Below are 22154 nucleotides of genomic sequence, written 5' to 3' on the forward strand. Positions count from 1 at the left end.
ACCTCGTGTGCCGAGGTGTACGGGCCGCACCGTGGGTTCGTGGCTACGTCGGGGCGACCGTCAGACGGCCGTGCGCGACCACTGCTGGTTGGCGCCGGTGTTGCACGTGTACTGCTTGAGGACCACGCCGTCGGCGGTCGACGCGGCCGGTACGTCCACGCACTTGTTGCTGTGTCGGGCCCGGAGCTGGAAGTAGCTGCCGTTGGTGACCATCTGGAACTGCTGGTTGGTGCCGCTGCCGCAGGTGTACTGGACGAGTTCGGCGCCGTCGGCGGTCGATGCGCTCACGACATCGAGACACTTGCCGCTGTTCCGGCTGACGATGCGCCAGTAGCCGCTGCCGGCGTCCTGGAACTGCCACTGCTGCCAGGCGTTGCCGCCGTAGGTGTACTGGGCGACGCGCGCGCCGTTGTCGGTGTTCGGTGCCTGGACGTCCATGGCCTTGCCGCTGTGCCGCACGTTGACCCGGTAGAACGTGCCCGTCGACGGCGGAGGTGTCGTCGGGTCGCCGCCGCCGATGGTGTCGCCCCACGAGTACCGGATCCGGTCCGCGCCGGAGGGGTTGCGGACGGTCAGGTTGAGGTCGGTGCCGCTGCCGCTGAGCGCGAACATCGAGTACCAGTCGTAGCCGATGGTGCCGGTCTTGCCACCGAGGGCGGGCCAGTAGGTGCCGCCCATCTGGTTGTCCCGCATGACCTGGGCCATGGCCCGGATGTAGCGCACGAAGTTGTCGGTGCTGCCCGCGTCGGCGTAGTTGCGACCGTCGTTCATGGGTCCGCCGAACTCGGTCGCGACCGCGCGGGAGGCGCAGTTGCCGAGGCGGGTCTGGATGTGGCTACGGAAGGCGTCGTAGGTCATCGCGCCGTAGAAGAAGGCGTAGTAGTGGAAGGACAGCAGCGTCGAGTTGAACCGGCTGTCGTTGCAGATGTCGCGCAGGTCCTGGCTGAAGCCGGTGCCACCGATCAGCACCCGGCCGGGCACCGCCGAGGTGTGGTAGCTGAGCCAGTTCGCGGCGACGTTGCGCCACTCCGTCGAGCTGTAGCCGTGCGGCTCGTTCATCGGCTCGAAGTAGACGTTGGTGTTCGAGCCGTACGTGTTGGTCACCGTGGACCACATGGTGTTCCACGCGGCGAGATTCGTGATTCTGCCGCCGGAGGCGGCGCCGTCCTCCCAGTAGGCGAGGATGACCTTGAACCCGCGGGCGGTGGCGGCGTCGATGGCGCCCCGGTAGGCCTCCCACCAGGCAGTACCCACCGTGTGGGTGTTGATGGGCAGCCGGATGGTGTTGACCCCCATGGTGGACGCCATGTCGTCGTAGAGGGCGTTGGCCTTGGCCCGTACGGTCGCGTTGCTGTCGGACATGCTCAGACCCTGCACGACGAGCGGGCTGGTCTTGAAGTTGTCACCCAACATGGCCCAGTTCATGCCTCGGAACTGGTTGGTGGCGGCGGCCGCGGGCGACGACGCGACGACGACCACGCCGCCGACCATCGCCGTTACCGCCGCCACCAGGGCGATCAACGTCCGGCGCAACGACCGGCTGATCCGTTCCATGCGATGTCCTATCACTAGATCCTGCCTCTCCGGGTTCGAAGTGCAGAGAGTTCAGCTGGTCACGCGGAAGGTCGCGTCGGCACGGCTCTGCGCGTCGGTGACCGGATCGAGCCGGAGCAGGTAGCTGTAGTGCCGGAGGTAGCGGTCCGGGTGGCTGTAGGACTGGAACGACGTCCACGAGGAGTTGGCCAGACCGGCGACCTGCCGGAAGGTGGCGTCGGCGGCGAAGGTGGCGGTGCCGTCGTTGGCTTCCAGCCGGAAGTCGAACCCGTAGTGGCGCAGGTAGTAGCCCGGGTAGTTGACCGACTGGATGGAGACCGTGCCGGAGCCGGCCAGGCCGGGCACCACTCGCCACTGGCCGTCCTGGGCCGGGCTGACGTTCGGGTCGATGCGGACGTCGTAGTCGTAGTGCCGCACGTACCGGTCCTGGAAGTTGTACGACTGGATCCGGTTGACCGCGGTGACGGGCCAACGCGCGAGCACCCGGTTCTGTTCGGCGGCGGTCAGGTTGAGGATCGTGCCGTGCCGCTTCTTGGTGCCACCCATGGCGTACGAGCCGGACGCGGGCAGCCGGTAACTGCTCGGGCTCGACGGGTTGGTGGTCAGGACGGGCAGGTAGCCGCGCCCGGAGGAGTACTGGTCGAGGTAGAGCACCCACTCGTCGCGGTTGTTGTACTTCAGCCACATCGGGCCCTCGACCTGGGCGCCGGTCAGCCCGATGCCGGACAGGTTCCCGAGGTTCGTCCAGGTGCCGAGGATGGAGTTGCTGCCCTCGATGGCGATCTGGCCGTCCCGGGAGGCCCGCACGTACCGGTACGCGCCGACGCCGGCTGGCACCTCGACGATCTGGGTGTCGATGATCTCCTGGTTGCCGGGTCGGTTGATGTAGAGCTGCGGCGTGGTGATGCTGCGGAAGTTCGTCGTGCGCGCGGCGTAGATGCGGTGCTTGGTCGCCCCGTTGAGTGGGACGTTCGTCGCCCAGTAGAGGACGTAGTCGCCCGTGTCCGGGTTCCAGATCGCCTCCGGCGCCCAGGCGTTACGTCCGTCCGGGATCGCGCCGGCGACGTTCAGCAACCACGGCGCGGACCAGTTGACCAGGTCGGTGGACTCCCACACGACGAGGTTGCGGCTGCCGTTGTTGATCGCGGCCGACCAGTCCTGGCCGCAGCCGATGCACAGGTCCGTGGCGATGATCCAGTACCGGTCACCGTTCGGCGAGCGGACCAGGGCGGGATCGCGGACGCCGCGGGTGCCGACTGTGGACCGCAGGACGAGCCCGCCGTTGTTGAGGTCGGTCCAGCGCAGGCCGTCGCTGCTGTGGGCGAGGTAGATCTGCTGGGCGGTCGACGACTCGCCGGTGAAGTGCGCCATCAGGTAACCGACGGTCGGGTCGAGTGCGGACGCCTCCTTCGGTGTGGCCGCCGACCAGGTGGTGAACAGCAGGCACGCGGCCACCGCGACCGCGCCGAGCCGCGCGAGGACTCTCGACATGTGTCTTTCTCCTTCGCGAAGGGGCATCCGGGTCAGCTAGAGGGTCGGTACGACGGGACGGATGGTGCCGTCGGCGTTGAACTCCATCCGGTCGATGGCGGTCTCCCGGTTGGTGCCGTTGCCAGCCGGCACGGCGAACCGGTGGTAGGCGATGTGCCAGGTGTCGCTGCCGGGCGCCCGGACCACCGAGTGGTGGCCGGTGCCTTTGATGCCGACGTCGAGCCGCTTCTGCAACACCACGCCGCGCCTGGTCCACGGCCCGAGGGGCGACGGGCCGGTGGCGTACGCGACCCGGTAGTCCGCACTGCGCGTGTCGTTCTCCGACCACATGAAGTAGTACTGGCCGTTGCGCTTGAACACGAACGGCGCCTCGTTGTAGCCCGACGGCGTGTTGACCCGTACCTGCGCGGCGTCGAAGGAGGTCATGTCCGTGTTCAGCCGCACGGCCCGCGCGACGCCCTGACCCCAGTACAGGTAGGACTGCCCGTCGTCGTCGGTGAACACCATCGGGTCGATCGCCTGCCCACCGGAGAACTGGTCGCTGCGGACGAGTGGCCGGCCCAGCGCGTCGCGGAACGGCCCGGTGGGGCTGTCGGCCACGGCCACACCGAGGTGTTTGGCGGTGTTTCCGCTGGCCGCGCCGCCGCTGAAGTACAGGTAGTAGCGGCCGTTGGCGCTGGCCACCGCCGGCGCCCAGGCCGAGTTGTCCGCCCAGGACACGTCCGGGCCGTGGTCGAGGACGACCCCGTGGTCGGTCCAGTTGACCAGGTCGGTGGAGGAGAACGCCTTGTAGTAGGTGCCGGCCCAGCTCGCGTAGCCGTCGGTGGTCGGGTAGAGGTAGTAGCGGCCGTTGAGGACGGCGAGGTGCGGGTCGGCGAAGAGGCCCGGGAGCACCGGTCCTCTGGTGGTCCTGGGAGCCCACGGTGCGACGAGGCGGAAGGAACTGTCCGCCCGGAACGCGGCCGTGTCCTGGTAGGCATCGAGCCAGAGCGCGAAGTCGCGGTGCCGGATCCGCCGGTTCGGATAGTTGTACGAGGCGAGCGCCACCGAGCCGGAGACCGAGCCGTCGACCGCGCAGAAGGTGGCGTCGGCCCGGAACCCCGCGTCACCGGCGTTGGGGTCGATCCGGAGACGGTAGTCGCGATGCCGCAGGAACATGCCCGCCTTGGTCTGGAACGAGTAGCAGGCAGGCGATGCCAGACCGTTGACCACGGTGAAGGTGGCATCGAGCTTGACCTGGTTGGCACTGCTGGAGGTCACCGGATCGAGCTGCCCGAGGTAGTCGATGTGCCGTACGTACCGTCCGGTCTGGTTGACCGCCTCCAGCGAGACGGCGCCGGTCGGCAGCGTGGCGGCCTGCGCCGGTCCGTCGACGACCACCACGAGAGCGGCGGCGGCCACGGCGGAGAGGGCCAGGATCCGGATGCGGACGTAGCCGTTGGCCCCGTAGCGCAGCCGCCACCGGTGGTCGGCCCTGCCGGTGTCGGCCCAGCGCGGGGTGGCCGCGCCGTCCGGTGACGGCTCGCTGGTCGATGCCGCTGACGTTCGCCTGGGAATCACGGTGACGACTCCTCCTCCGGGCGGCCATCGATGTTAGCGTTAACAAGATCAAACCGTGCGTGGCTCGGGGTCTTCACGGTTTTGCGCGGCGGGCATCCTGCCGCACGGGACAACTCTGGTGCGCCACGCGATACAGGCACAATGTTTTCTGCTCGTTAAGGTCGCGTTGCGGACCAGTGTTAGCGATCGCATCAACAGGTGTCAAGGATCGAAGAAGCTCGTTCAGCTTGAACGTGCCGCCCTGGCCGGCGCTATCGTTCTGGCATGGTGCTCACGTCATCCGATGCCATCGGTGCCGCCTTCCTCGCCGACGAGCCGGCCCACGGCGTCGACCTCAGCCTGTTCGGACAGTTCACCGGCTCCTGGGCGCTGGACTGCACGGAGTACGACCCCGACGGGTCCTCCACGGTTCGACGAGGCGAGTGGCACTTCGGGTACGCCTTGGGCGGTCGGGCCACCACCGATGTCTGGATCCTGCCGGGTGTCGAACACGGCGTCAGCGTGCGATTCCCCGATCCCGCCGCCGGCGCGGGGGTCTGGCGCTCGACGTGGGTGGGGCCGGGACGGCGGCGGACGCACACCTTCCTGGCATCTCGCGTCGACGAGCGGATCGTGCTGGACGGCGGCGACCTCCGCTGGACCTTCTCGGACATCGAGGTCGACGAGTTCCGCTGGCGCAACGAGGCACGACAGCCCGATGGCACCTGGCGACTCGAGCAGACGTTCCGGGTGTGGCGGTGCCGCGACAGCCGAGCGGGAAGCTAGATCGTCCCGTCGGCGCCCCAGAGTGCCGTGAGCTGCTCGCGTGCCGCGGTCAGTCGTCCGTGTCCTCGTTCTCGTCGTCGCCGGGCGTGGTCAGATCCTGCTCGTCGAGGAAGCCCCACCACTCGTCGTTGTCGGAGCCGACCTCGCCGTACCCGGCGCCGAAGACGTAGTAGGCGAGGAACGAGTCGAGGTCCGGCGCGACCTCGAAGAACGCCTCACGCATGAACCACTCGTCGGTGGTCTCCGCCGGCATGTACCAGACCGAGCCGGTATCGCGTCGGATCAGCAGCGGCTCGTCGCTCAGCGTGCCGAAGACCAGCCACTCGGCCGGTTCGTCCGCGACGCCGGTGAACTCGGGCATCAGCTCGATGTAGTACTGGGCGCCGCCGAGTAGGTTAGTTCCGCGAAGGTCGAACGAGCCGGCCCGGAGGCCGTTGGTGGTCTCCAACAGCTCCCGGACCTGCTGCGGCAGACCGGCGGGAATCTGGTCGGCCGAAGCGCCGTCGTAGATCTGGGCCCACACCAGCGTCGCCGGCTGGTCCGCCTCCAGGTCGGTGCGCAGCTCCGCGATGAGCTCCCGCAGGTCGGGGTTCAAACCACTACCTCTATTCCGATCGATGCGTCAGGGCGCCAATTTGATCTGCTGCCAGCTTCGCCGGCGAACCGACATCCCAGGTACCTCAGCGCGAGCGTAGTCAAACCGACATCCGGTGTGGACACCCGAGGCAGCCGGCCATCCAACGCACCCGAAGGGGCGTCCCGGGCGGACGGACGATTACGGCACCTGGGGAAGGATGCCCGCGTGGAATCAAACACCGTGCACTGGGCATCGCGGCGCTACCTCAAGGAGCGATACGAGGGGCTGCGGAGTGGTTACCGTCAACTGCCCAATAACGGCCGCCAAGCCGATGGGTTCCACTACACCACCGAGGCGAAGCGGATCTTTCCCCGCTACAACGTGGTGGAAGCGATCCTCATCGAGGTCGAGCGCCTCGATCCGGACCACCTCCCCGGCATCGACGCGGTGACCCACACGCTCCTCGCCGCCGCCGAGAGCGCGAACTCTCCGTTCACCACGTCACCGCGGGACGAGGTTGAGGCTGACGCCATCGCCGATGAGCGTCGGCTGTTCGTCGCGAACGTGCAGCGCTGGGTGGCGCAGCCCAACCTCGGCATCGACCCGCTTCCGTACCGCCGCGTGCTGAGGCCCGCGGAATCATCAGCCTGGCGCACGTCGTCGCAGCACCGATGGGGTGTGCGGAACGGCTGGTGGCACCCCATGCTGAGCAGTTCGGTTCCGCACGACGTGCTGGTGCTGACCGAGGAGTCGATGTGGGAGGACGACGGCGTCGACCAGGTCCGCCGGGTGCTGCGGGAGCTGGGCCGCCGTCGCGTGGTCGAGTTGAGCGAGTACGGCCCCGACTACCTGCTGGATATCGGGATCTTTGCCCCGAGGTACACCGGGGCCGAAGCTATCTGGAGCGACGAGCGGCACGACTGGATCGCCTACGCGTCCCACGAAGGGACCGTGGCCTTCGGCGGCGCGCTCTCCACCGGTCTCGCGACGAACTGGCCAGACGTCCACAGTTGGCGATGGCCCGGATGGCAGGAATTGGGCCACGACGAACGTCCGTGATTCTGGGTCAAGGCCGCAGCCTTCTCGGCTCCCCGGGTCATCCGAGGTGCGAGCGGACGGCTACGGTGCTGCCGTGGCGGTGTGGGAGCTGTGGCGGCAGGATGACAACGGTAACCGGGTCCAGATAAGCGCTTTCGCTGATCGGGTCGAGGCGCTGGCCAACGCCCTGGCGCTGGAGTCCGGGGTGGTGCACAAGCAGACCTACTGGGTCGACGGGCCACCCGAGCCGGTCTGCCGCACGAACCGCGACCTCTACCGACGGCTTGTCCGAGAGGGCGAGCAGATGAACGCCGCCGGACACAGTTTGGACAGGTTCCTGCGCGGCTGGTGGCAGGTTGCCCGGCTACTGTCAGGTCAGGTCCGGCTGGACCTGGACACGGTTGCCGCGATGGTCACGGCGGCCGGCATTGTCGAGCCGGCGCCGTTGCAAGCCTCCTGGCGATCCGCTGAGTTCCGCTCCACACACGAGCCGACCACGTATGCCCACTGGGAAGCCATCGTCCTGTCCCAGATCGCCGACCTGGCCGACTTCGCCGACCAGGGTCCCCTCGACAAGTACGCCTATTTCGGCATCTACGCGCCCCGTCCCGCCGGATGTGTACGAGCCCTGAGCACCACCTGGTACAACTTCGATCCGAAGGGTTACCTGGAATGCGGGATGGCCGGGGCGCTGGGCGGCTGGAGCGAGGACGACGGCATACGACAGCCGCTTCCCGGCCCACACGCGGAGTTGGTGGACGAACGGGAGCCAGGCGATCAGGCCATCGATTTCCTCGGCTGGGACGATCTGGCCGAGCTGGCCCGGTGTGGGCAGCTGTACGAATAGCGGACCACCTCAGGCGGTGGCCAGCCGGACCATGAACTGGCAGCCGTCCGGGGTGTTGCGCACCTCGACCCGACCCCCGTGCGCCTCCACCAGGCCGTGCACGATGGCCAGGCCGAGCCCTCCGGACGCCCCACCGTCGCCGGGGCCAGGCGTGCGGGCCGGTTCGCCACGGAACGCGATGTCGAACAGTCGGGGAAGGTCGGCCGGCGGGATGCCACCGCAGGTGTCGGCGACCGACAGCCAGGCGTGGTCCTCGTCGTGGCCGGCCTCGATGCGTACGGTGCCGTCCTCCGGGGTGTAGCGGACGGCGTTGAGCAGCAGGTTGGCGACGACCCGGGCCAACTCCGGCTCGCTCGCGGCCACCGTCGGCCAGCCCGACTCGCTGGCGATCAGCTTGATCCGGCGGGCGTCGGCCAACGGGGTGGTGCTGGCCAGCGCGTCCGACACCACCTCGCCGAGCGGCACCGCGGTCAGCGACAACCGCAGCGCCCCGGCGTTGATCCGGGACAACTCGAACAGGTCGTCGACGAGTCGGGTCATCCGGTCGGTCTCCAGGCGGATCCGGCGGTGGTACTCGTCGACGGTGTCCGGATCGCGGACCACCCGGTCCTCCAGTGCCTCCGCCATGGCCCGCAGCCCGGCGAGCGGGGTACGCAGGTCGTGGGAGACCCAGGCGACCAGGTCGCGTCGACCCTTCTCCAGTTGCCGTTCCCGTTCCCGCGCCTGGTCGCGCCAGACCGCCGCGCGGGCCAGTCGACGGCCGAAGTGGCCGCCGACGGCGAGGCTGACCACCCCTGCCGCCGAGACGGTGATCAGCACCACCTCGAGGTCGTGTGCGGAGAGGAACATCGCTTCCGCGACCGCCAGCACCCCCACGGCGACGGCGACCACCGTGGTGGCGAGCAGCACGCTGAGGTGCACGGTGATCGAGCTGCGCCGAAGCGCGCGCAGCAGCAGCGCGCCGGCGAGCCCGATGCCCAGTGCCGCGCCGAGGGCGATCGCGAAGATCAGCAGTAGGTCACGCATCGGCTGGCTCGTACCGGTAGCCGACGCCCCAGACGGTCACGATCCGTCGCGGATCGGCGGGGTTGTCCTCGATCTTCTCGCGCAGCCGGCGCACGTGCACGGTCACGGTGGAGTGGTCCCCGAAGTTCCAGCCCCAGACCTGCTCCAGGAGTTCGGCCCGGCTGAACACCCGGGACGGATGCCGCATGAGGTGGACGAGCAGGTCGAATTCGCGCAACGTCAGCACCAGGTCGGCATCGGCGAGACGGGCGGTCCGGGAGGTGGTCTGCACCACCAGGCTGCCGTCGAGGAGCGCCTCCGGCCGCTCGGGTGGCGGCCCGCTGGCGGCGCGACGGAGCACCGAACGGACCCGGAGCACCAACTCCCGGGGGGAGAAGGGCTTGGTCAGGTAGTCGTCCGCGCCGAGTTGCAGCCCGAGGATCCGGTCGGACTCGTCACCCCGCGCGGTCAGCATGATGATCGGGATGCCGTCCGGCCGGGCCCGCAGCTCCCGGCACACCTGTAGGCCGTTGATCCGGGGCAGCATCAGGTCGAGCACGACCAGGTGCGGCGCCTGACGCGCCACCGCCGCCAGCGCCTCCGCCCCGTCCCCGGCGTGGCTGACCTGGAAGCCATCGTGTTCGAGGTATCGACAGATGACGTCACTGACGGTCTGGTCGTCGTCGACCACCAGCACCCGCTGTGTCACGAACGTCCCCCGCTCCGGCCCGTCGACCTGTCCATCCGCCCAGCGTAGCCAGCCAGTGGCCGCCGACCGAACCGGCGAAACCTAACGAGGTTCTTACGGCTGCGCGGAGCAGCCGGTGTGGGCGTACGCGGGGTCCTACGGTGACCGGAATGCGGATACTTGTCACCGGTGCTGCCGGGTTCATCGGCTCCCACGTCGCCGACCTGCTCGGCGAGGAGGGGCACGAGGTGGTGGCCGTCGACGCGCTCCTGCCGGAGGCGCACGGTGCGACGGCACCGCCCTGGGCGCAGCGACACGACCTCGTGGTCGGCGACGTGCGCGACCGTGAGCTGCTGACCCGGCTGCTCGCCGGGGTCGACGCGGTCTGCCATCAGGCGGCCATGGTCGGCCACGGCGTCGACCCGGCCGACGCCCCCCGCTACGCCGCCCACAACGACCTCGGCACGGCCACCCTCCTCGCGGCGATGCACGCCACCGGCGTACGCCGGCTGGTGTTGGCCAGCTCGATGGTGGTCTACGGCGAGGGCCGCTACCACTGCCCGGTCCACGGAATCGTCCGGCCGGCCGGCCGCCGTGCCGCCGACCTGGCCGAGGGCCGGTACGAGCCGACCTGCCCCCGGTGCGACCTGACGCTCTCCCCCGGTCTCGTGCCCGAGGACGCGCCGCTGGAACCGCACAGCACGTACGCCGCCACGAAGCTGGCCCAGGAACACCTCGCCGGCGCCTGGGCCCGGCAGACCGGCGGATCGGTCTGGGCGCTGCGATACCACAACGTCTACGGGCCGCGGATGCCCCGCGACACCCCGTACGCCGGGGTGGCGTCGATCTTCCGGTCGGCGCTGGCCGCCGGGCAGTCGCCGCGGGTCCTGGAGGACGGTCGGCAGCGGCGCGACTTCGTCCACGTGACCGACGTCGCCGCGGCCAACCTGCTGGCCCTGACGACACCGGCGCCGGAGCCTCTGGTCCCGGTCAACGTCTGCTCGGGTGAACCGCACACCGTCGGTGAGCTGGCCCACGAGCTGGCTTCGGCGATGGGCGGACCCCTGCCGGTCATCGTCGGCGGCGGGCGGGTGGCCGACGTCCGGCACGTCGTGGCCGATCCGGCCCGCGCCGCCCGGATGCTGGGTTTCACCGCCCGAGTCGGCTTCGCCGCCGGCGTCGCCGACTTCACCACCGCGGTGATGCGGGAGCCGGCCTCGGTCAGGACACCGTCCACAGTAGGTGGTTGACGGCGAGAGCCGTGCCGGCCTGGGCCGCCAGCCACCACCGTCGGTGCGCGGTGGGCAGGTGCGCGGTGGCGACCAGCAGCCAGACCGCGAACGGTAGCCAGATCCGCTCCACCTCGGCCTTGCTGAGCCCGGACAGGTCCGCCGCGAGCACGGCCACCGCCGCCGCGACGGGCAACCACACGGTGGGTCCGGCACTGACGATCCGCTGGCGCAGGGCCGTCGGGAGCGGTGGTCGGATCGACACGGCGGCCACCGCCCGACGCAGCGCCGGCCCGAGCACCGGCCCGGCCGAGAGCAGCAGGGCGGCGAGGTTGGCCCAGATCCAGTAGCCGTACGGGCGTTCCGCCGCCCAGCCCTGGTAGTAACGACGTGCCACCAGGTGGTAGCCGTCCAGCCACCAGAAACCGGCGACGCTGAACCCGGCGACAACGACCGCGACCGCCGTCGCCGCGACCAGGAGCACGCCGAGGCGGTCCCGCGCCCGCAGCAGCACCACGGTCACCACGAGGACCCCGACCAGGACGAACCCGTACGACAGGTAGAGCGCGAGGCCGAGCAGCAGCCCGCCGAGTACGGCCCCGGGTCGGCCACCCACCACCAGCAGCGCCAGCCCGGCGGCGATCACCGCCGCGAAGATCCCGTCCGCGGACGCGCCCACCCAGACCGCCCCCGGGAAGAGGACCAGGAACGGCCACACCGCGCGAGCGGCATCCTCGGCCCCGAGCGCCCGCAGCGTCACCGGCACCGACACGGCGACCGTGGCGCCGAGCAGCACACACGCGAGGCCGGCGGCCGTCCCGCCGCCCAGGCCGATCCGCTCCAGGACGACGAAGAACAGCAACGCTCCCGGTGGATGACCGGCGGCGTGGGTGGACCACGAGTCGGGTTGGAAATCGAGGATCCGATCGGCGTAGCCGGCCACCATCGCGCCGACATCCGTCACCCGGGGCACCTCGTGCAGGTACTCGGCCTGCACGGTGAGCCGCTCGGTCAACCCGGCGGACCAACCGTCCACCAGTGCCAGCGACAGCGTCCAGAGCACCGCGCCGAGGTAGCCGCCGACCAGCAGCAGTGGCCACCGCGCGGTGGCCCCCCAGCGCGTGCCTCGCCAGACGAAGACCGCCGCGACGAGGAGCGCGGCGGGAGTGCCGGGACCCAGATGCGGTTGCCACGCGGCGTAGAGCGGGGCGGCGTCCGCATGCAGCCGCACGCCCCGATGGTTGAGCAGTGCGCCGACGGCGACGGCGGCGACGAGCAGAGCCACCTCGGCGCCGAGGACGATCAGGTCGGCGGACCGGGGTCGCCCCGGCCGAGTCATCATGGTCATGGTGACGGCCGACGATACGACCTCCGACCAGGGATCCGACAGCGCGACGGCGCGACGTCAGGGACTCGTAAGATCCCTTGCCGCGTAAGCGATTCGTAAGGAGCGACGGCGGTCCGGACGGACCGTGGCGGGCCTAGCGTCGCCGGTATGCACACAACGATCGACGTGGTGCTGCCCTGCCTGGACGAGGCGGCCGCACTGCCTGCCGTCCTGAGCGGGCTGCCACCCGGCTACCGGGCCATCGTGGTCGACAACGGCTCCACCGACGGTTCGCCTGCCGTCGCGGCCGAGTACGGGGCGCGCGTCGTCCACGAGCCGCAACGCGGGTACGGCGCGGCGGTGCACACCGGCCTGCTGGCGGCGGACGCGGAACTGGTCTGCGTCCTCGACGCGGACGGCTCGTTCGACCCGGCCGAGTTGCCCAGGCTCGTCGCGGCGGTGCTCGACGGGCGGGCGGATCTCGCCGTCGGGAGACGTCGGCCGGTCTCGGCGCAGGCCTGGCCGTGGCACGCCCGGATGGGAAACGCGCTGGTGGCCGCGCTGCTGCGGCGTCGCGGCGTGCCGGTGTACGACATCAGCCCGATCCGGGTGGCCCGGCACGCGGCGCTCCTGGGACTCGGCGTCCAGGACCGCGCGTTCGGTTACCCCCTGGAGTTGCTGCTCCGCGCGGCAGAGGCGGGCTGGCGGATCACCGAGCTGGACGTCGCGTACGCGCCCCGGGCCGCGGGCACCAGGTCGAAGGTCTCCGGGTCGGTCCGGGGCACGGCGCGGGCGACCCGGGATTTCGCCGGAGTCCTGCGCGCCGGTGTCGGCGGTGGCCGGTGAACGTTCTGCTCCTGGTCGCGAAGGCACCGGTCGCGGGCCTGGCCAAGACGCGCCTGTGTCCTCCGGCGAGTCCCGCCCAGGCGGCCCGGGTCGCGGCGGCGGCGCTGTTGGACACCCTCGCGGCGGTACGCGCCACCGCCGCGACGATTCCCGTGCTGGCCCACACCGGTCGGTTCGCCGACGCCGAGTGCGGCGCGGAACTGACCGCCGCGCTGGCGGGCTGGCACCTCGTCGCACAGCGCGGCGCCACGTTCGCCGACCGTCTCGCGAACGCGCACGCCGACACCGCCGCGGCCTTCCCGGGCCGACCGGTGCTGCAGATCGGCATGGACACACCGCAGGTCCGGCCGGCCCTGCTCACCAGCGCCCTGGAGTTGCTCGCCGCGCACGGAGCCGTGTTCGGGCCGGCGCTCGACGGCGGCTGGTGGGCACTCGGATTACGCGACCCGGCGTACGCGGGTGTGTTGCGCGACGTGCCCATGTCCACCGACGACACCGGTCGCCGTACCCTCGCCGCTCTCCGGGAGCACGGCGTACGCCCGGCGATCCTGCCTGGGCAGCAGGATGTCGACGACTGGCCCAGCGCGCTGGCGGTCGCGGCCGACCTGCCCGGCACGCGGTTCGCGGCTGCCGTCGAGTCGGTGGGCGGCCACCTGGTGAACGGACGCCTGCGGTGAGTTCGACGATGATCCTCGACGGCTTCGCCGTGGCGCTGGGCGGGCTCGACGGGTGGTCCGCCGAGCAGGACGCCCGCGGTACGCCGGTCGCCCCGATGCCTCCGGCCCGGTCCGAGCACTGGCTGGTGCACACCGACGGGCGACGTGACCTGTTGCCGGTACGGCGCTGGCACGGCCCTCCCGAACCGGCGATCGAGTCGCTCGCCGCGCGCTGCGACGGGCCGACGATCGATCTCGGCTGCGGCCCCGGCCGACTGACCAGGGCACTCGCCCAGCGCGGTCTCGTCGCCCTGGGGGTGGACATCTCCGCCGAGGCGGTACGGCTGACCCAGGGCCGGGGTGTGGTCGCCCTGCGACGCGACGTCTTCGACCCCCTTCCCGGCGAGGGACGGTGGGCACACGCCCTGCTCGTCGACGGCAACATCGGCATCGGCGGTGACCCGGTCCGGCTGCTGCGTCGGTGCGCCGCCCTGCTCGCGGCCGACGGGACGCTGCTGGTCGAGGTGGAACCCCCGGGAGCCGGGCTGTGGCAGGGACAGGCGTACGTGCTGTCCGGGGCGTCCGACGACGGGGTACGCCAGGGGCCGACGTTCCCCTGGGCGCGGGTCGGTGCGGACGTGCTGGCCGGTACCGCCGCCGCTGCCGGACTACGGGTGGCGGACCGTCTCCGGTTCGGCACACGCTGGTTCGCCGAGTTGGTCCGCCAATGATCCGCCGGCCCCGCGTCCCCGCCCCCGAGGACTTCGCCGCGCCGTCGCACTCACCGCTGGTCGCCGCCCGGCTCGGTCTCTGGCTCGGGGTGGCGTTCGGGCTGTGTTTCGGCACCGGGCTGCTCAGCCACTACCTCCAGCACCCGCCGGGCTGGTTCACCTGGCCGACCCGACCGGTCAACCTCTACCGGATCACCCAGGGCGTCCACGTGCTCTCCGGCGTCGCGGCGATCCCGTTGCTGCTGGCCAAACTGTGGAGCGTCTACCCCCGGCTGTTCGTCCGGCCGCCCCTGCGCCAGCCGATCCGGTTGACCGCCCACGCCCTCGAACGGATCTCCGTCCTCGTCCTGGTCTGCGCGGCGTTCTTCGAACTGGTCACCGGCCTGTTCAACGTCGCCCAGTCGTACCCCTGGGGCTTCTTCTTCCCGACCGCGCACTACGCGGTCGCCTGGCTGGTGCTGGGCGCGTTGCTGCTGCACGTCGCGGTGAAGCTCCCGGTCGCCCGCGCGGCACTGGGCACGCCGCTGCGGCGCAGCGCCGGTGGGCGAGACGACCGGGACTCGGCCGGACGTCGGGCGTTCCTGCGCACCTCGGCGGGTGTCGCCGGAATCGCCGTGCTGGCCACCGCCGGTGTCACCGTCCCGTGGTTGCGTCGGGTGTCCCCGCTGGCGTGGCGGTCCGCGTCCGGACCGCAGGGCGTGCCGATCAACCGGACGGCCGCCGCCGCGCGCATCGCCGTTCCACCCGACTGGCGGCTGGAGGTCGTCTGGCCGGGCGGGCGGTACGCCCTGTCCCTGGCCGACCTGGCGGCCCTGCCGCAGCGCACGGCCGAACTGCCGATCGCCTGCGTCGAGGGCTGGAGCGCCTCCGCCCACTGGACCGGTGTGCCCGTCGTTCACCTGCTCCGTCGGGCCGGCGCACCCACCGGCCGACCGGTTCGCGTCACCTCCCTGGAGACCGACGGCCTGTACGCCGCGAGCACCCTCCCCGCGGCCCACGCCGGCGACCCGCTGACCCTGCTCGCACTGCGGATCAACGGCGAGGAGCTGTCACCGGACCACGGGTACCCCTGCCGCCTCATCGCGCCGAGCCGACCGGGTGTGCTCCAGACCAAGTGGGTGGCCCGGCTGGAGGTGCTGCGGTGAGGACCGTCCGACTGCTGCTGCTCGTGCTCGGCGCCGCCGCGACGGCGTACGGCGGTTGGCTGCTCCTCCCCCAGCTCAGCACCACCCTGCCGTGGCTGCTCGGCGGTCCGCTGCTGCACGACGTCCTGGTGGCCCCGCTCGTCGGACTTGTCGGGCTGGCGCTGGGCCGACTGGTGACGAACCGGTTCCGCCGGGCCTGGATCGGCGCGGGCCTGCTGGCCAGCGCCACCTTGCTGCTGCTCGCGGTGCCCCTGCTGTGGCGACCGCCCTCGGCGCCTCCGAACCCCGGCCTGCCGGACCGTGACTACCCGCTGGGGCTCGTGGCCGGGCTGGCCGTCGTCTGGGCCGTCATCGTGCTCGTGCTGGTCGTCAGCACGATCGTCGGCCGGCGCGGCGCGGACCGTTCCTGAGTCGCCCCCACCCGCCTCCGAGGAGAAGTGCACATGTCAGAAGGCAACGCCCGCCCGCCGATCGGCGTGATCGGCGGATCGGGTTTCTACGAGTTCCTCGACGACGTCAACGAGGTCACGGTCGACACACCGCACGGACCGCCGAGCGACTCCCTGTCCGTCGGGAGCGTCGCCGGGCGACCCGTGGTTTTCCTGCCCCGCCACGGTCGTCGGCACAGCCTCCCCCCGCACCGCATCAACTACCGGGCCAACCTGTGGGCGCTGCGGGCAGCGGGCGTCCGCCAGGTGCTCGCGCCGGGGGCCGTGGGCGGTCTGCGACCGGATCTGGGTGCCGGCACCCTCGTCGTGCCGGACCAACTGGTCGACCGGACCGCCGGCCGCGAGCAGACCTACTACGACGGGCGGCCCCGCGCGGACGGGCAACTCCCCGGGGTCGTCCACGTGCCGTTCGCCGACCCCTACTGTCCGGTGGGGCGCGCCACCGTCCTCGACGCCGCCCGCCACGCCGATTGGCAGCCTGTCGACGGCGGCACCATGGTCGTCATCGAGGGGCCGCGCTTCTCCACCCGCGCCGAATCACAGTGGTACGGCCAGCAGGGCTGGTCGGTCGTCGGCATGACCGGTCACCCCGAAGCGGTGCTGGCCCGCGAACTGGCCCTGTGTTACACCGCGCTGTCGCTGGTGACCGACCTCGACTCGGGCGTCGAGGTCGGGCACGGCGTCACCCAACAGGAGGTGTTCACGGTCTTCGCGCAAAACGTCGAACGCCTGCGCGTCCTGCTCGGCGACGCGGTCCAGGCGTTGCCACCGGACCAGGGTGACTGCCCCTGCGCCCAGGCCCTGATCGGCACGGACACCGGCATCACGCTCCCCTGACCTCCGGGGCGGGGTGTCGACGGTGGCCGGTCGTAAGGGTTCCGCAAGGGTTTGCGACCGGTTCGACGGCTGCCGCGGCCGTACGCTGCGGAGGTGGGAAAATCGATCTTCCGGTCGCCGGTGGCCTGGGCCGCTCTCGCCTCAGTTGTCGTCGTGACGGCCCTGGCCCTCTTCTGGTTTCAGCCGTGGAAGCTGTTCACCGACACCTACGTCGACGAGGCGCTCCCCGGCGCGGGGACGACGTCGGCCGCCCCCGCGCCGACCTCCGCGACCCCGACCCCCACGACCCCGACCATCACGACCCTGGCCCCCGCGACCCCGGCCCCCGCGTCGAAGGCCACACCGGCGGCTAACGAGATCCTGGCCGCCGGTACGTTCGTCACCCACGAGCACCAGACGACCGGCAGTGCCGAGATCCACCGGCTCGCCAACGGGCGCCACCAGCTCGTCCTTCGCAACCTGAAGACGTCGAACGGGCCGGATCTGCGGGTGTGGCTGACCGACCAACAGGTGATCCGGGGCACGGCCGGCTGGCACGTGTTCGATGACGGCGAATGGGTCGAGCTGGCAAAGCTCAAAGGCAACAAGGGCAACCAGGTGTACGACCTACCGGCCTCGGTGGACCCCCGTGACTTCCGGAGCGTCTCCATCTGGTGCAAACGGTTCTCGGTCTCCTTCGGCGCGGCCGATCTCAAGAGCACCTGATCCGGCCGCACTCGGCCTGCCCCACCGATGGGGCAGCTCTACAGCCCGCCGGGAACACCGACCCCGCGCGGATCGCTCACGCCGACGGCAGGCCCCTCACGGGCGTGCCGCCGAGCGGAACCCCGTCCAGCGCAGCTCACCCGAGAGGTGGCTCTGGTCGTTGAACATCACCAGCGTGGGCGACAGGCCGGCCCGGTATTCGAGCACGGTGAGACCCGTGTTCGCGCTGTCCAGGCCGAGCCACCGGGTGGGCGGGGCCGCCAGCGCGTGCCGCACCAGCCACGCGATCGGGTACGCGTGGGTGATGAGCACCTCGTGCGAGTCCGGCTCGTCGCGTTCCGGGGCCGTGGTGAACCGTGTCACCAGGGCCTCCGCGATGCGCGTGCCGGCCGCCGCCTCGGCCTCGTCGTAGCCGTCGAAGAAGCCGGCCCAGGAGCGGGGCATCTCGTCCGCGTTCGGCACGTACGGCACGTGGTCGACGAGTTCGGCCGCCACGGCGACCGGCACGTCCGGCAGGTGCTTGGCGATCTCCCGCGCGCTCGCGGCGGCACGCGGCAGCATCGAGTGCCACACCGCGTCGATCGGTAGGCCGGCGAGACGTCGACCGAGCAGGTCGGCCTGCCGATGGCCCACGTCGGTGAGCTGGCCGAAGGCGTCCGCCGCACCGTGTCGTGCCAGGTAGAGATGTCGGACAGCCACGGCGGACACCTACCGGCCTTCCTGGTCGGCGCCACGAGCGATCCCGAGCGTCGACAGGAGATCCTCGTGCAGTTCCATCCACACGGCGTGGCACGACGCGACCCCGACCCCGGTCACCCACTGCCCGTCGCCCGCGCGAGCACGCGTGAGCGCCGCGTCGAACCGGTCGGCGTAACCGTCGAACCGCCCCAGCACACTGACGAGTACGCCGATCAGCCGGGTCAACTCCGCGCCGATCGCGGTGAGCTCGTCCAGCACCCGGCCGTCCCACTGCTTGTCGCTGTGGTCGTTGGACGTCAGCCGATCACCCCCGACCGACCGCAACTGCCAGTCGGTGCAGGCCCGGACCAGTCGCCCGTTGAGGGTCTCGAACTCCTTGTGGGCCCGCTCGACGGTGGTCCGCGCCCCAGTCTGGTCCAGTTCCTCGCCCAGCTTCCGCGAATCCTGCTCGCGGCCGCGCTCGGTGAGCGTCCACCCGCCGGTGCCGGCGAACTCGACGCGAGTCACCCACCCGTACGCCTCGAAGTCCTGCAACAGCTCGGAGGCCGTGTCCAGGTCGATGCCGGTGCGGCGGGAGACGGCCGCGTCGTTGGCCACCCCGGCCACCCGCACAGCGTGCAGAACCGACAGTTCCGGTGCTGAGGCATGCGTCATGGTGATCAGCATTCCGACTCCCGCATCGGACGTCAACGTGGCGCTTCGGGTCCGGGTAGGCTCGCCCAGCAGTTGAAGGGGGGGCCTGTTGCTGATCGACCTGAGCGACGCCGAACCGGCTACGTCCGGCGGCAAGGCCGCCGCGCTCGCCCGGCTCCTCCGTGCGGGTATGCCGGTCCCTCCTGGGTTCGTGGTGCCCACCACCGCCCACCGGATCACCGACGACGGCCTCCCCGCCGAGCTGATCGACGCGATCACCCAGGCGCTGCCACGGATCGGGGACGGCTACCTCGCCGTGCGGTCGTCGGCGACGAGCGAGGACACCGCCCACGCCAGCGCGGCGGGGCAGCACGACACGTTCCTGGGTGTGCGCGGCCCCGACCAGGTGGCGGACGCCGTCCGCGGGTGCTGGTCGTCGGTGTGGTCCGAGCGCGCCGTGGAATATCGGCGCCGGCAGGGAGACGACACGTCGCCGTCGATCGCCGTGCTGATGCAGCGCCTGGTGGACGCGGACGTCGCCGGGGTGATGTTCACCGGCGACGACATCCGGATCGAGGCGTCCTGGGGGTTGGGGGAGAGCGTGGTCGGCGGCCACGTCACCCCGGATTCGTGGACGCTGTCCGGCGGCGACATCACCCGTCGGTCACTCGGCACGAAGACGACCCGGGTCGACCGCACGGGCACCCGCGAGGTGCCACCGGCCGACCGGGAGCGCTTCTGTCTCACCGACGACGAGCTCACCCGGCTCGCGCAACTCGGTCGGCGGGCAGCCGATCTGCTGGGCGGCCCGCAGGATGTCGAGTGGGCGATCGCCGACTCCCGGATCTGGATCCTCCAGTCGCGCCCGGTCACCAGCGCCCTCCCTCCCGCGCCCACGGCCGGCGGCGACGCAAGCCAGGCCCACACCGGTACGCCCGGCAGCCCCGGCCGCGCCACCGGGCCGGTGTGCGTCGTGCGTGGCCCCGCCGATTTCGCTCGGGTCCGGCCCGGCGACGTCCTCGTGTGCCGCACCACGGATCCGGCGTGGACCCCACTGTTCGGCATCGTCGCCGCGGTCGTCACCGAGATCGGCGGCCTCCTCTCGCACGCCGCGATCGTCGCCCGCGAGCTGGGCCTGCCGGCCGTCCTCGCGGTCCGGGACGCGACGACGGCCCTGCCCGACGGCGCGCCCGTGCGGGTGGACGGGAGCACCGGCCGGGTCGCACTCCTCGATCCCTGATCGCGATTGGCGCCCGGCAGCACGCTGCGGCGACCACGACGCTAACCAGCCGAGACGGAGACGTGTGCGGTGACGATCCGCCAGCCGACGGGCAGGCGTACCCAGGTCTGGGTCTGCCGCCCGGCGGCGGCGGTGCCGGCGTACCCGAATCGGGTCGTCACGACCGCCAGGTCCGGGCCGAACGTGGTGACCACCGGATCGACCAGCCGGCGGCCGGCCGGCAGTGGTGGCTGGGCGGCCCGCCACTTGCGTTGCTCGTCCAACCCGTACTGATGGTCGGCGAGGCCGAAACGCACGGTCTGGTCGGAGTCCCAGAAGTACCCGCAGATCTCCTCGGCGTCGCCGTCGGCCAGCGCCCGCTCGTAGTCGGCGAAGGCCGCCGTCACCTCGGCGACCACGTCCGTCCGGTCGATCTCCATGCGGTACGTCCCTTCGATCCGGTGGGTCGGGAACAGGCCGGCGCGGTCGGCGGCCGTGACACCTCCGACCGCGCCTGCCGGCTCAGCCGCTCAGTGCCGACGTCCGCCGCTCGCCGTCGGCCCGATCGGCGTCGAGGTCAGCCGGACCGTGCTCCCGGTCCAGTGCGGCCTCCTCCGGGTCGGGCTCGCGGGGAGTGGGGCGACCCAGCGCGAAGATCACGCAGATCACCGCGACGAAGAGGTAGCCGAGTGCCACCTGGCCGTTGGCGTTCCATTCGACGCGCTCGCCGTGGATCAGCCCGATGAACGACAGCGCAGCGCCGGTGCCGGCGAAGATCGCGGCCCGGACGAACCGCTTGTCGATGATGAAGACCACCACCGCGCCGAGTACCAGGCCGGCGAGGATCGCGCCCTGACCGAGCACCAGCAGCCCGTCGTAGACCACACCCGCGCCGTTGAGCGCATCGTCGCCGACCGCCGCGGCGGTGGTGCCGGCCGCCGCCAACGCGTTGTCGATCTGCCCGGTCGCCCAGGCCGCGATGTTCGGGATCAGCGCGGCAACCACCGCGGCGGCGTGCGCCCGAGGGGTCGCCTGGAACGCCTGTGCGCCGATCAGCAGTCCGATGTAGAGCAGGATCGGCACGATTGCCGCCGTCGGGAAGATCGCGCCGAGCAGCCCGAACATGCCGAGGAAGCACAGCACGGCGATCACCACCCCGGTCGCCATCGAGTAGCCGCTGCGCCCACCGGCCGCCTTCCAACCCGGGTGCCCGACATAGACGGCCGGCGGGAAGGGCGAGCCGAGCGCGGCCCCGATCACCGCGCCCGCGCCGTCGGCCAGCAGCACACTGCGCAGGTTGTAGTTGTCCCCCGCGGTGGCGGCGCTCTCCACGTTCGTCATGCCCTCGGTGAAGTTGTAGACGCCGAGCGGGATCGCCGTCGCCAGCAGCGGCGCCATGTCGGCCAGCCCGGTGAAGAGCAGGTCCAGCTTGAACGAGGGTACGGCGATCGCGATGTCCCGGGCCGCGGCCGTGACGTCCGGCACCGACATCGCGCCGCCGGCCCAGCCGATCGCGGTGCCGAGCAGCAGCGCGGCGAGGCCGATCGGGAAGTTGAACGGCAGCTTCACGTCGGTGAGCAGGCCGATCAGCAGCAACGCGAAGACCGGTAGGGCCACCCAGGCCATCCGCCACATCTGCCCGGCCGGATTCATCGAGATGAACGTGATGGAGATGCCCGCGAGGGTGCCGAGCAGCGCGGCCCGGGGCGCGTACCGGCGGATGTACGGCCCGACGAACGCGCCGATCAGCACGATCACGCCGATGATGAAGGCCCACGCCAGCCCGGCCTCCCAGGCCCGCACCGGGTCCTGGGTGCGCAGGTAGATCGGCAGCATGATGACGAAGATGACGATGAACATGTGCGGCACGCTCGGCCCGTACGGCAGGGCCGTCACGTCGGTGCGGTTCTCCCGTCGCGCCAGCCGGCGGGCCAGGTAGGTGTAGTAGATGTTTCCGGCGACCAGGGCGATGCCCAGCGCCGGCAGGATGGTGCCGAACACCTCCCCCTCGGGAAGGTTCACCACGGCGACGCAGAGCCCGGTCAGGGTGAGCACGTTGACCAGGACGTTGACGCCGAAGCCGAAGAACGCGTTGGTGTCGCCGCGCACCCAGTACGGGAGCGGGGCGACGGTGGGCTTGGTCGAGACCATGG

The 22154-nt window shown here is 71.2% G+C and carries 23 protein-coding genes; 12 read left to right on the forward strand and 11 right to left on the reverse strand.

The window, feature by feature from the left end; all coding sequences use genetic code 11:
• Positions 1-60: 60 nt before the first annotated feature.
• Genes AB0C25_RS04595 through AB0C25_RS04605 form a run of 3 tightly spaced genes read right to left on the reverse strand, consistent with a single transcriptional unit; the run spans position 61 to position 4605 of the window.
• Positions 61-1554 carry an RICIN domain-containing protein gene (locus tag AB0C25_RS04595; RefSeq protein WP_357369590.1) on the reverse strand — a complete coding sequence of 498 codons (1494 nt, stop codon included), beginning with the start codon at positions 1552-1554 and terminating at the stop codon, positions 61-63.
• 51 nt (positions 1555-1605) lie between these two features.
• Positions 1606-3045: a glycoside hydrolase family 43 protein gene (locus AB0C25_RS04600; protein ID WP_357369592.1), complete on the reverse strand. Its 1440-nt coding sequence runs from the start codon at positions 3043-3045 to the stop codon at positions 1606-1608.
• 36 nt (positions 3046-3081) lie between these two features.
• Positions 3082-4605 carry a family 43 glycosylhydrolase gene (locus AB0C25_RS04605; protein ID WP_357369594.1) on the reverse strand — a complete coding sequence of 508 codons (1524 nt, stop codon included), beginning with the start codon at positions 4603-4605 and terminating at the stop codon, positions 3082-3084.
• 264 nt (positions 4606-4869) lie between these two features.
• On the opposite strand from AB0C25_RS04605, the gene AB0C25_RS04610 reads away from it, so the two are divergent.
• Positions 4870-5370, forward strand: a complete 501-nt coding sequence (locus tag AB0C25_RS04610) for a hypothetical protein (protein WP_357369596.1) — start codon at positions 4870-4872, stop codon at positions 5368-5370.
• A 49-nt stretch (positions 5371-5419) separates the two neighbouring features.
• On the opposite strand, the gene AB0C25_RS04615 is transcribed toward AB0C25_RS04610, so the two are convergent.
• Positions 5420-5965, reverse strand: coding sequence for a hypothetical protein (locus AB0C25_RS04615; protein WP_357369598.1), 546 nt, complete (start codon positions 5963-5965; stop codon positions 5420-5422).
• Positions 5966-6082: 117 nt separating this feature from the next.
• Here AB0C25_RS04615 and AB0C25_RS04620 point away from each other — a divergent pair, with 117 nt between their 5' ends.
• Entirely contained in the window at positions 6083-7006 is a 924-nt protein-coding gene (locus AB0C25_RS04620; protein WP_357369600.1) for a hypothetical protein, read from the forward strand.
• A 73-nt stretch (positions 7007-7079) separates the two neighbouring features.
• Entirely contained in the window at positions 7080-7832 is a 753-nt protein-coding gene (locus AB0C25_RS04625) for a hypothetical protein (protein ID WP_357369602.1), read from the forward strand.
• Positions 7833-7841: 9 nt separating this feature from the next.
• Here AB0C25_RS04625 and AB0C25_RS04630 read toward each other — a convergent pair whose 3' ends face one another.
• Together AB0C25_RS04630 and AB0C25_RS04635 are read right to left on the reverse strand one after the other, a co-directional pair.
• Positions 7842-8858, reverse strand: coding sequence for an ATP-binding protein (locus AB0C25_RS04630; protein WP_357369604.1), 1017 nt, complete (start codon positions 8856-8858; stop codon positions 7842-7844).
• Positions 8851-9546: a response regulator transcription factor gene (locus AB0C25_RS04635; RefSeq protein ID WP_357369606.1), complete on the reverse strand. Its 696-nt coding sequence runs from the start codon at positions 9544-9546 to the stop codon at positions 8851-8853. The genes AB0C25_RS04630 and AB0C25_RS04635 overlap by 8 nt, the downstream gene beginning before the upstream one ends.
• A 149-nt stretch (positions 9547-9695) precedes the next feature.
• Between AB0C25_RS04635 and AB0C25_RS04640 the strand changes: the two genes are divergently transcribed.
• Entirely contained in the window at positions 9696-10775 is a 1080-nt protein-coding gene (locus AB0C25_RS04640) for an NAD-dependent epimerase/dehydratase family protein (protein ID WP_357369608.1), read from the forward strand.
• On the opposite strand, the gene AB0C25_RS04645 is transcribed toward AB0C25_RS04640, so the two are convergent.
• Positions 10747-12102 carry a hypothetical protein gene (locus AB0C25_RS04645; RefSeq protein ID WP_357369610.1) on the reverse strand — a complete coding sequence of 452 codons (1356 nt, stop codon included), beginning with the start codon at positions 12100-12102 and terminating at the stop codon, positions 10747-10749. The genes AB0C25_RS04640 and AB0C25_RS04645 overlap by 29 nt on opposite strands.
• Positions 12103-12249: 147 nt before the next feature.
• Between AB0C25_RS04645 and AB0C25_RS04650 the strand changes: the two genes are divergently transcribed.
• The 7 genes from AB0C25_RS04650 (at position 12250) to AB0C25_RS04680 (ending at position 17450) form a co-directional block, all read left to right on the forward strand.
• Positions 12250-12927 (forward strand): glycosyltransferase family 2 protein, encoded by a 678-nt coding sequence (locus AB0C25_RS04650; protein ID WP_357369612.1) that lies wholly within the window; start codon positions 12250-12252, stop codon positions 12925-12927.
• Positions 12924-13604 (forward strand): DUF2064 domain-containing protein, encoded by a 681-nt coding sequence (locus tag AB0C25_RS04655; protein ID WP_357369614.1) that lies wholly within the window; start codon positions 12924-12926, stop codon positions 13602-13604. The genes AB0C25_RS04650 and AB0C25_RS04655 overlap by 4 nt, the downstream gene beginning before the upstream one ends.
• A 95-nt stretch (positions 13605-13699) precedes the next feature.
• Positions 13700-14314 carry a methyltransferase domain-containing protein gene (locus tag AB0C25_RS04660; RefSeq protein ID WP_357370126.1) on the forward strand — a complete coding sequence of 205 codons (615 nt, stop codon included), beginning with the start codon at positions 13700-13702 and terminating at the stop codon, positions 14312-14314.
• Positions 14311-15459, forward strand: a complete 1149-nt coding sequence (locus tag AB0C25_RS04665; RefSeq protein WP_357369616.1) for a molybdopterin-dependent oxidoreductase — start codon at positions 14311-14313, stop codon at positions 15457-15459. Before AB0C25_RS04660 ends, AB0C25_RS04665 begins: the two co-directional genes overlap by 4 nt.
• Positions 15456-15869, forward strand: coding sequence for a hypothetical protein (locus AB0C25_RS04670; protein ID WP_357369618.1), 414 nt, complete (start codon positions 15456-15458; stop codon positions 15867-15869). Before AB0C25_RS04665 ends, AB0C25_RS04670 begins: the two co-directional genes overlap by 4 nt.
• Before the next feature lie 33 nt (positions 15870-15902).
• Positions 15903-16745, forward strand: coding sequence for an S-methyl-5'-thioadenosine phosphorylase (locus tag AB0C25_RS04675; RefSeq protein WP_357369620.1), 843 nt, complete (start codon positions 15903-15905; stop codon positions 16743-16745).
• A gap of 120 nt (positions 16746-16865) precedes the next feature.
• Positions 16866-17450, forward strand: a complete 585-nt coding sequence (locus AB0C25_RS04680; protein ID WP_357370127.1) for a DM13 domain-containing protein — start codon at positions 16866-16868, stop codon at positions 17448-17450.
• A gap of 96 nt (positions 17451-17546) precedes the next feature.
• Here AB0C25_RS04680 and AB0C25_RS04685 read toward each other — a convergent pair whose 3' ends face one another.
• Together AB0C25_RS04685 and AB0C25_RS04690 are read right to left on the reverse strand one after the other, a co-directional pair.
• A complete protein-coding gene (locus AB0C25_RS04685) occupies positions 17547-18149 on the reverse strand; it encodes a histidine phosphatase family protein (RefSeq protein ID WP_357369622.1) in 603 nt (200 codons plus the stop codon).
• Between the two features lie 9 nt (positions 18150-18158).
• The gene (locus AB0C25_RS04690) at positions 18159-18803 is read right to left on the reverse strand and encodes a transcriptional regulator (protein WP_357369624.1); all 645 of its coding nucleotides are present in this window, start codon (positions 18801-18803) and stop codon (positions 18159-18161) included.
• 88 nt (positions 18804-18891) lie between these two features.
• On the opposite strand from AB0C25_RS04690, the gene AB0C25_RS04695 reads away from it, so the two are divergent.
• Complete coding sequence (locus AB0C25_RS04695) at positions 18892-20022, forward strand: PEP/pyruvate-binding domain-containing protein (RefSeq protein WP_357369626.1); 1131 nt, start codon at positions 18892-18894, stop codon at positions 20020-20022.
• Positions 20023-20063: 41 nt separating this feature from the next.
• On the opposite strand, the gene AB0C25_RS04700 is transcribed toward AB0C25_RS04695, so the two are convergent.
• Entirely contained in the window at positions 20064-20441 is a 378-nt protein-coding gene (locus tag AB0C25_RS04700) for an AtzH-like domain-containing protein (protein ID WP_357369628.1), read from the reverse strand.
• Positions 20442-20523: 82 nt separating this feature from the next.
• The gene (locus AB0C25_RS04705) at positions 20524-22152 is read right to left on the reverse strand and encodes a regulator (protein ID WP_357369630.1); all 1629 of its coding nucleotides are present in this window, start codon (positions 22150-22152) and stop codon (positions 20524-20526) included.
• Between the last annotated feature and the right edge of the window lie 2 nt (positions 22153-22154).

Source organism: Micromonospora sp. NPDC048839 (assembly GCF_040649915.1).
In the GTDB taxonomy this organism is placed as follows: Bacteria; Actinomycetota; Actinomycetes; order Mycobacteriales; family Micromonosporaceae; genus Micromonospora.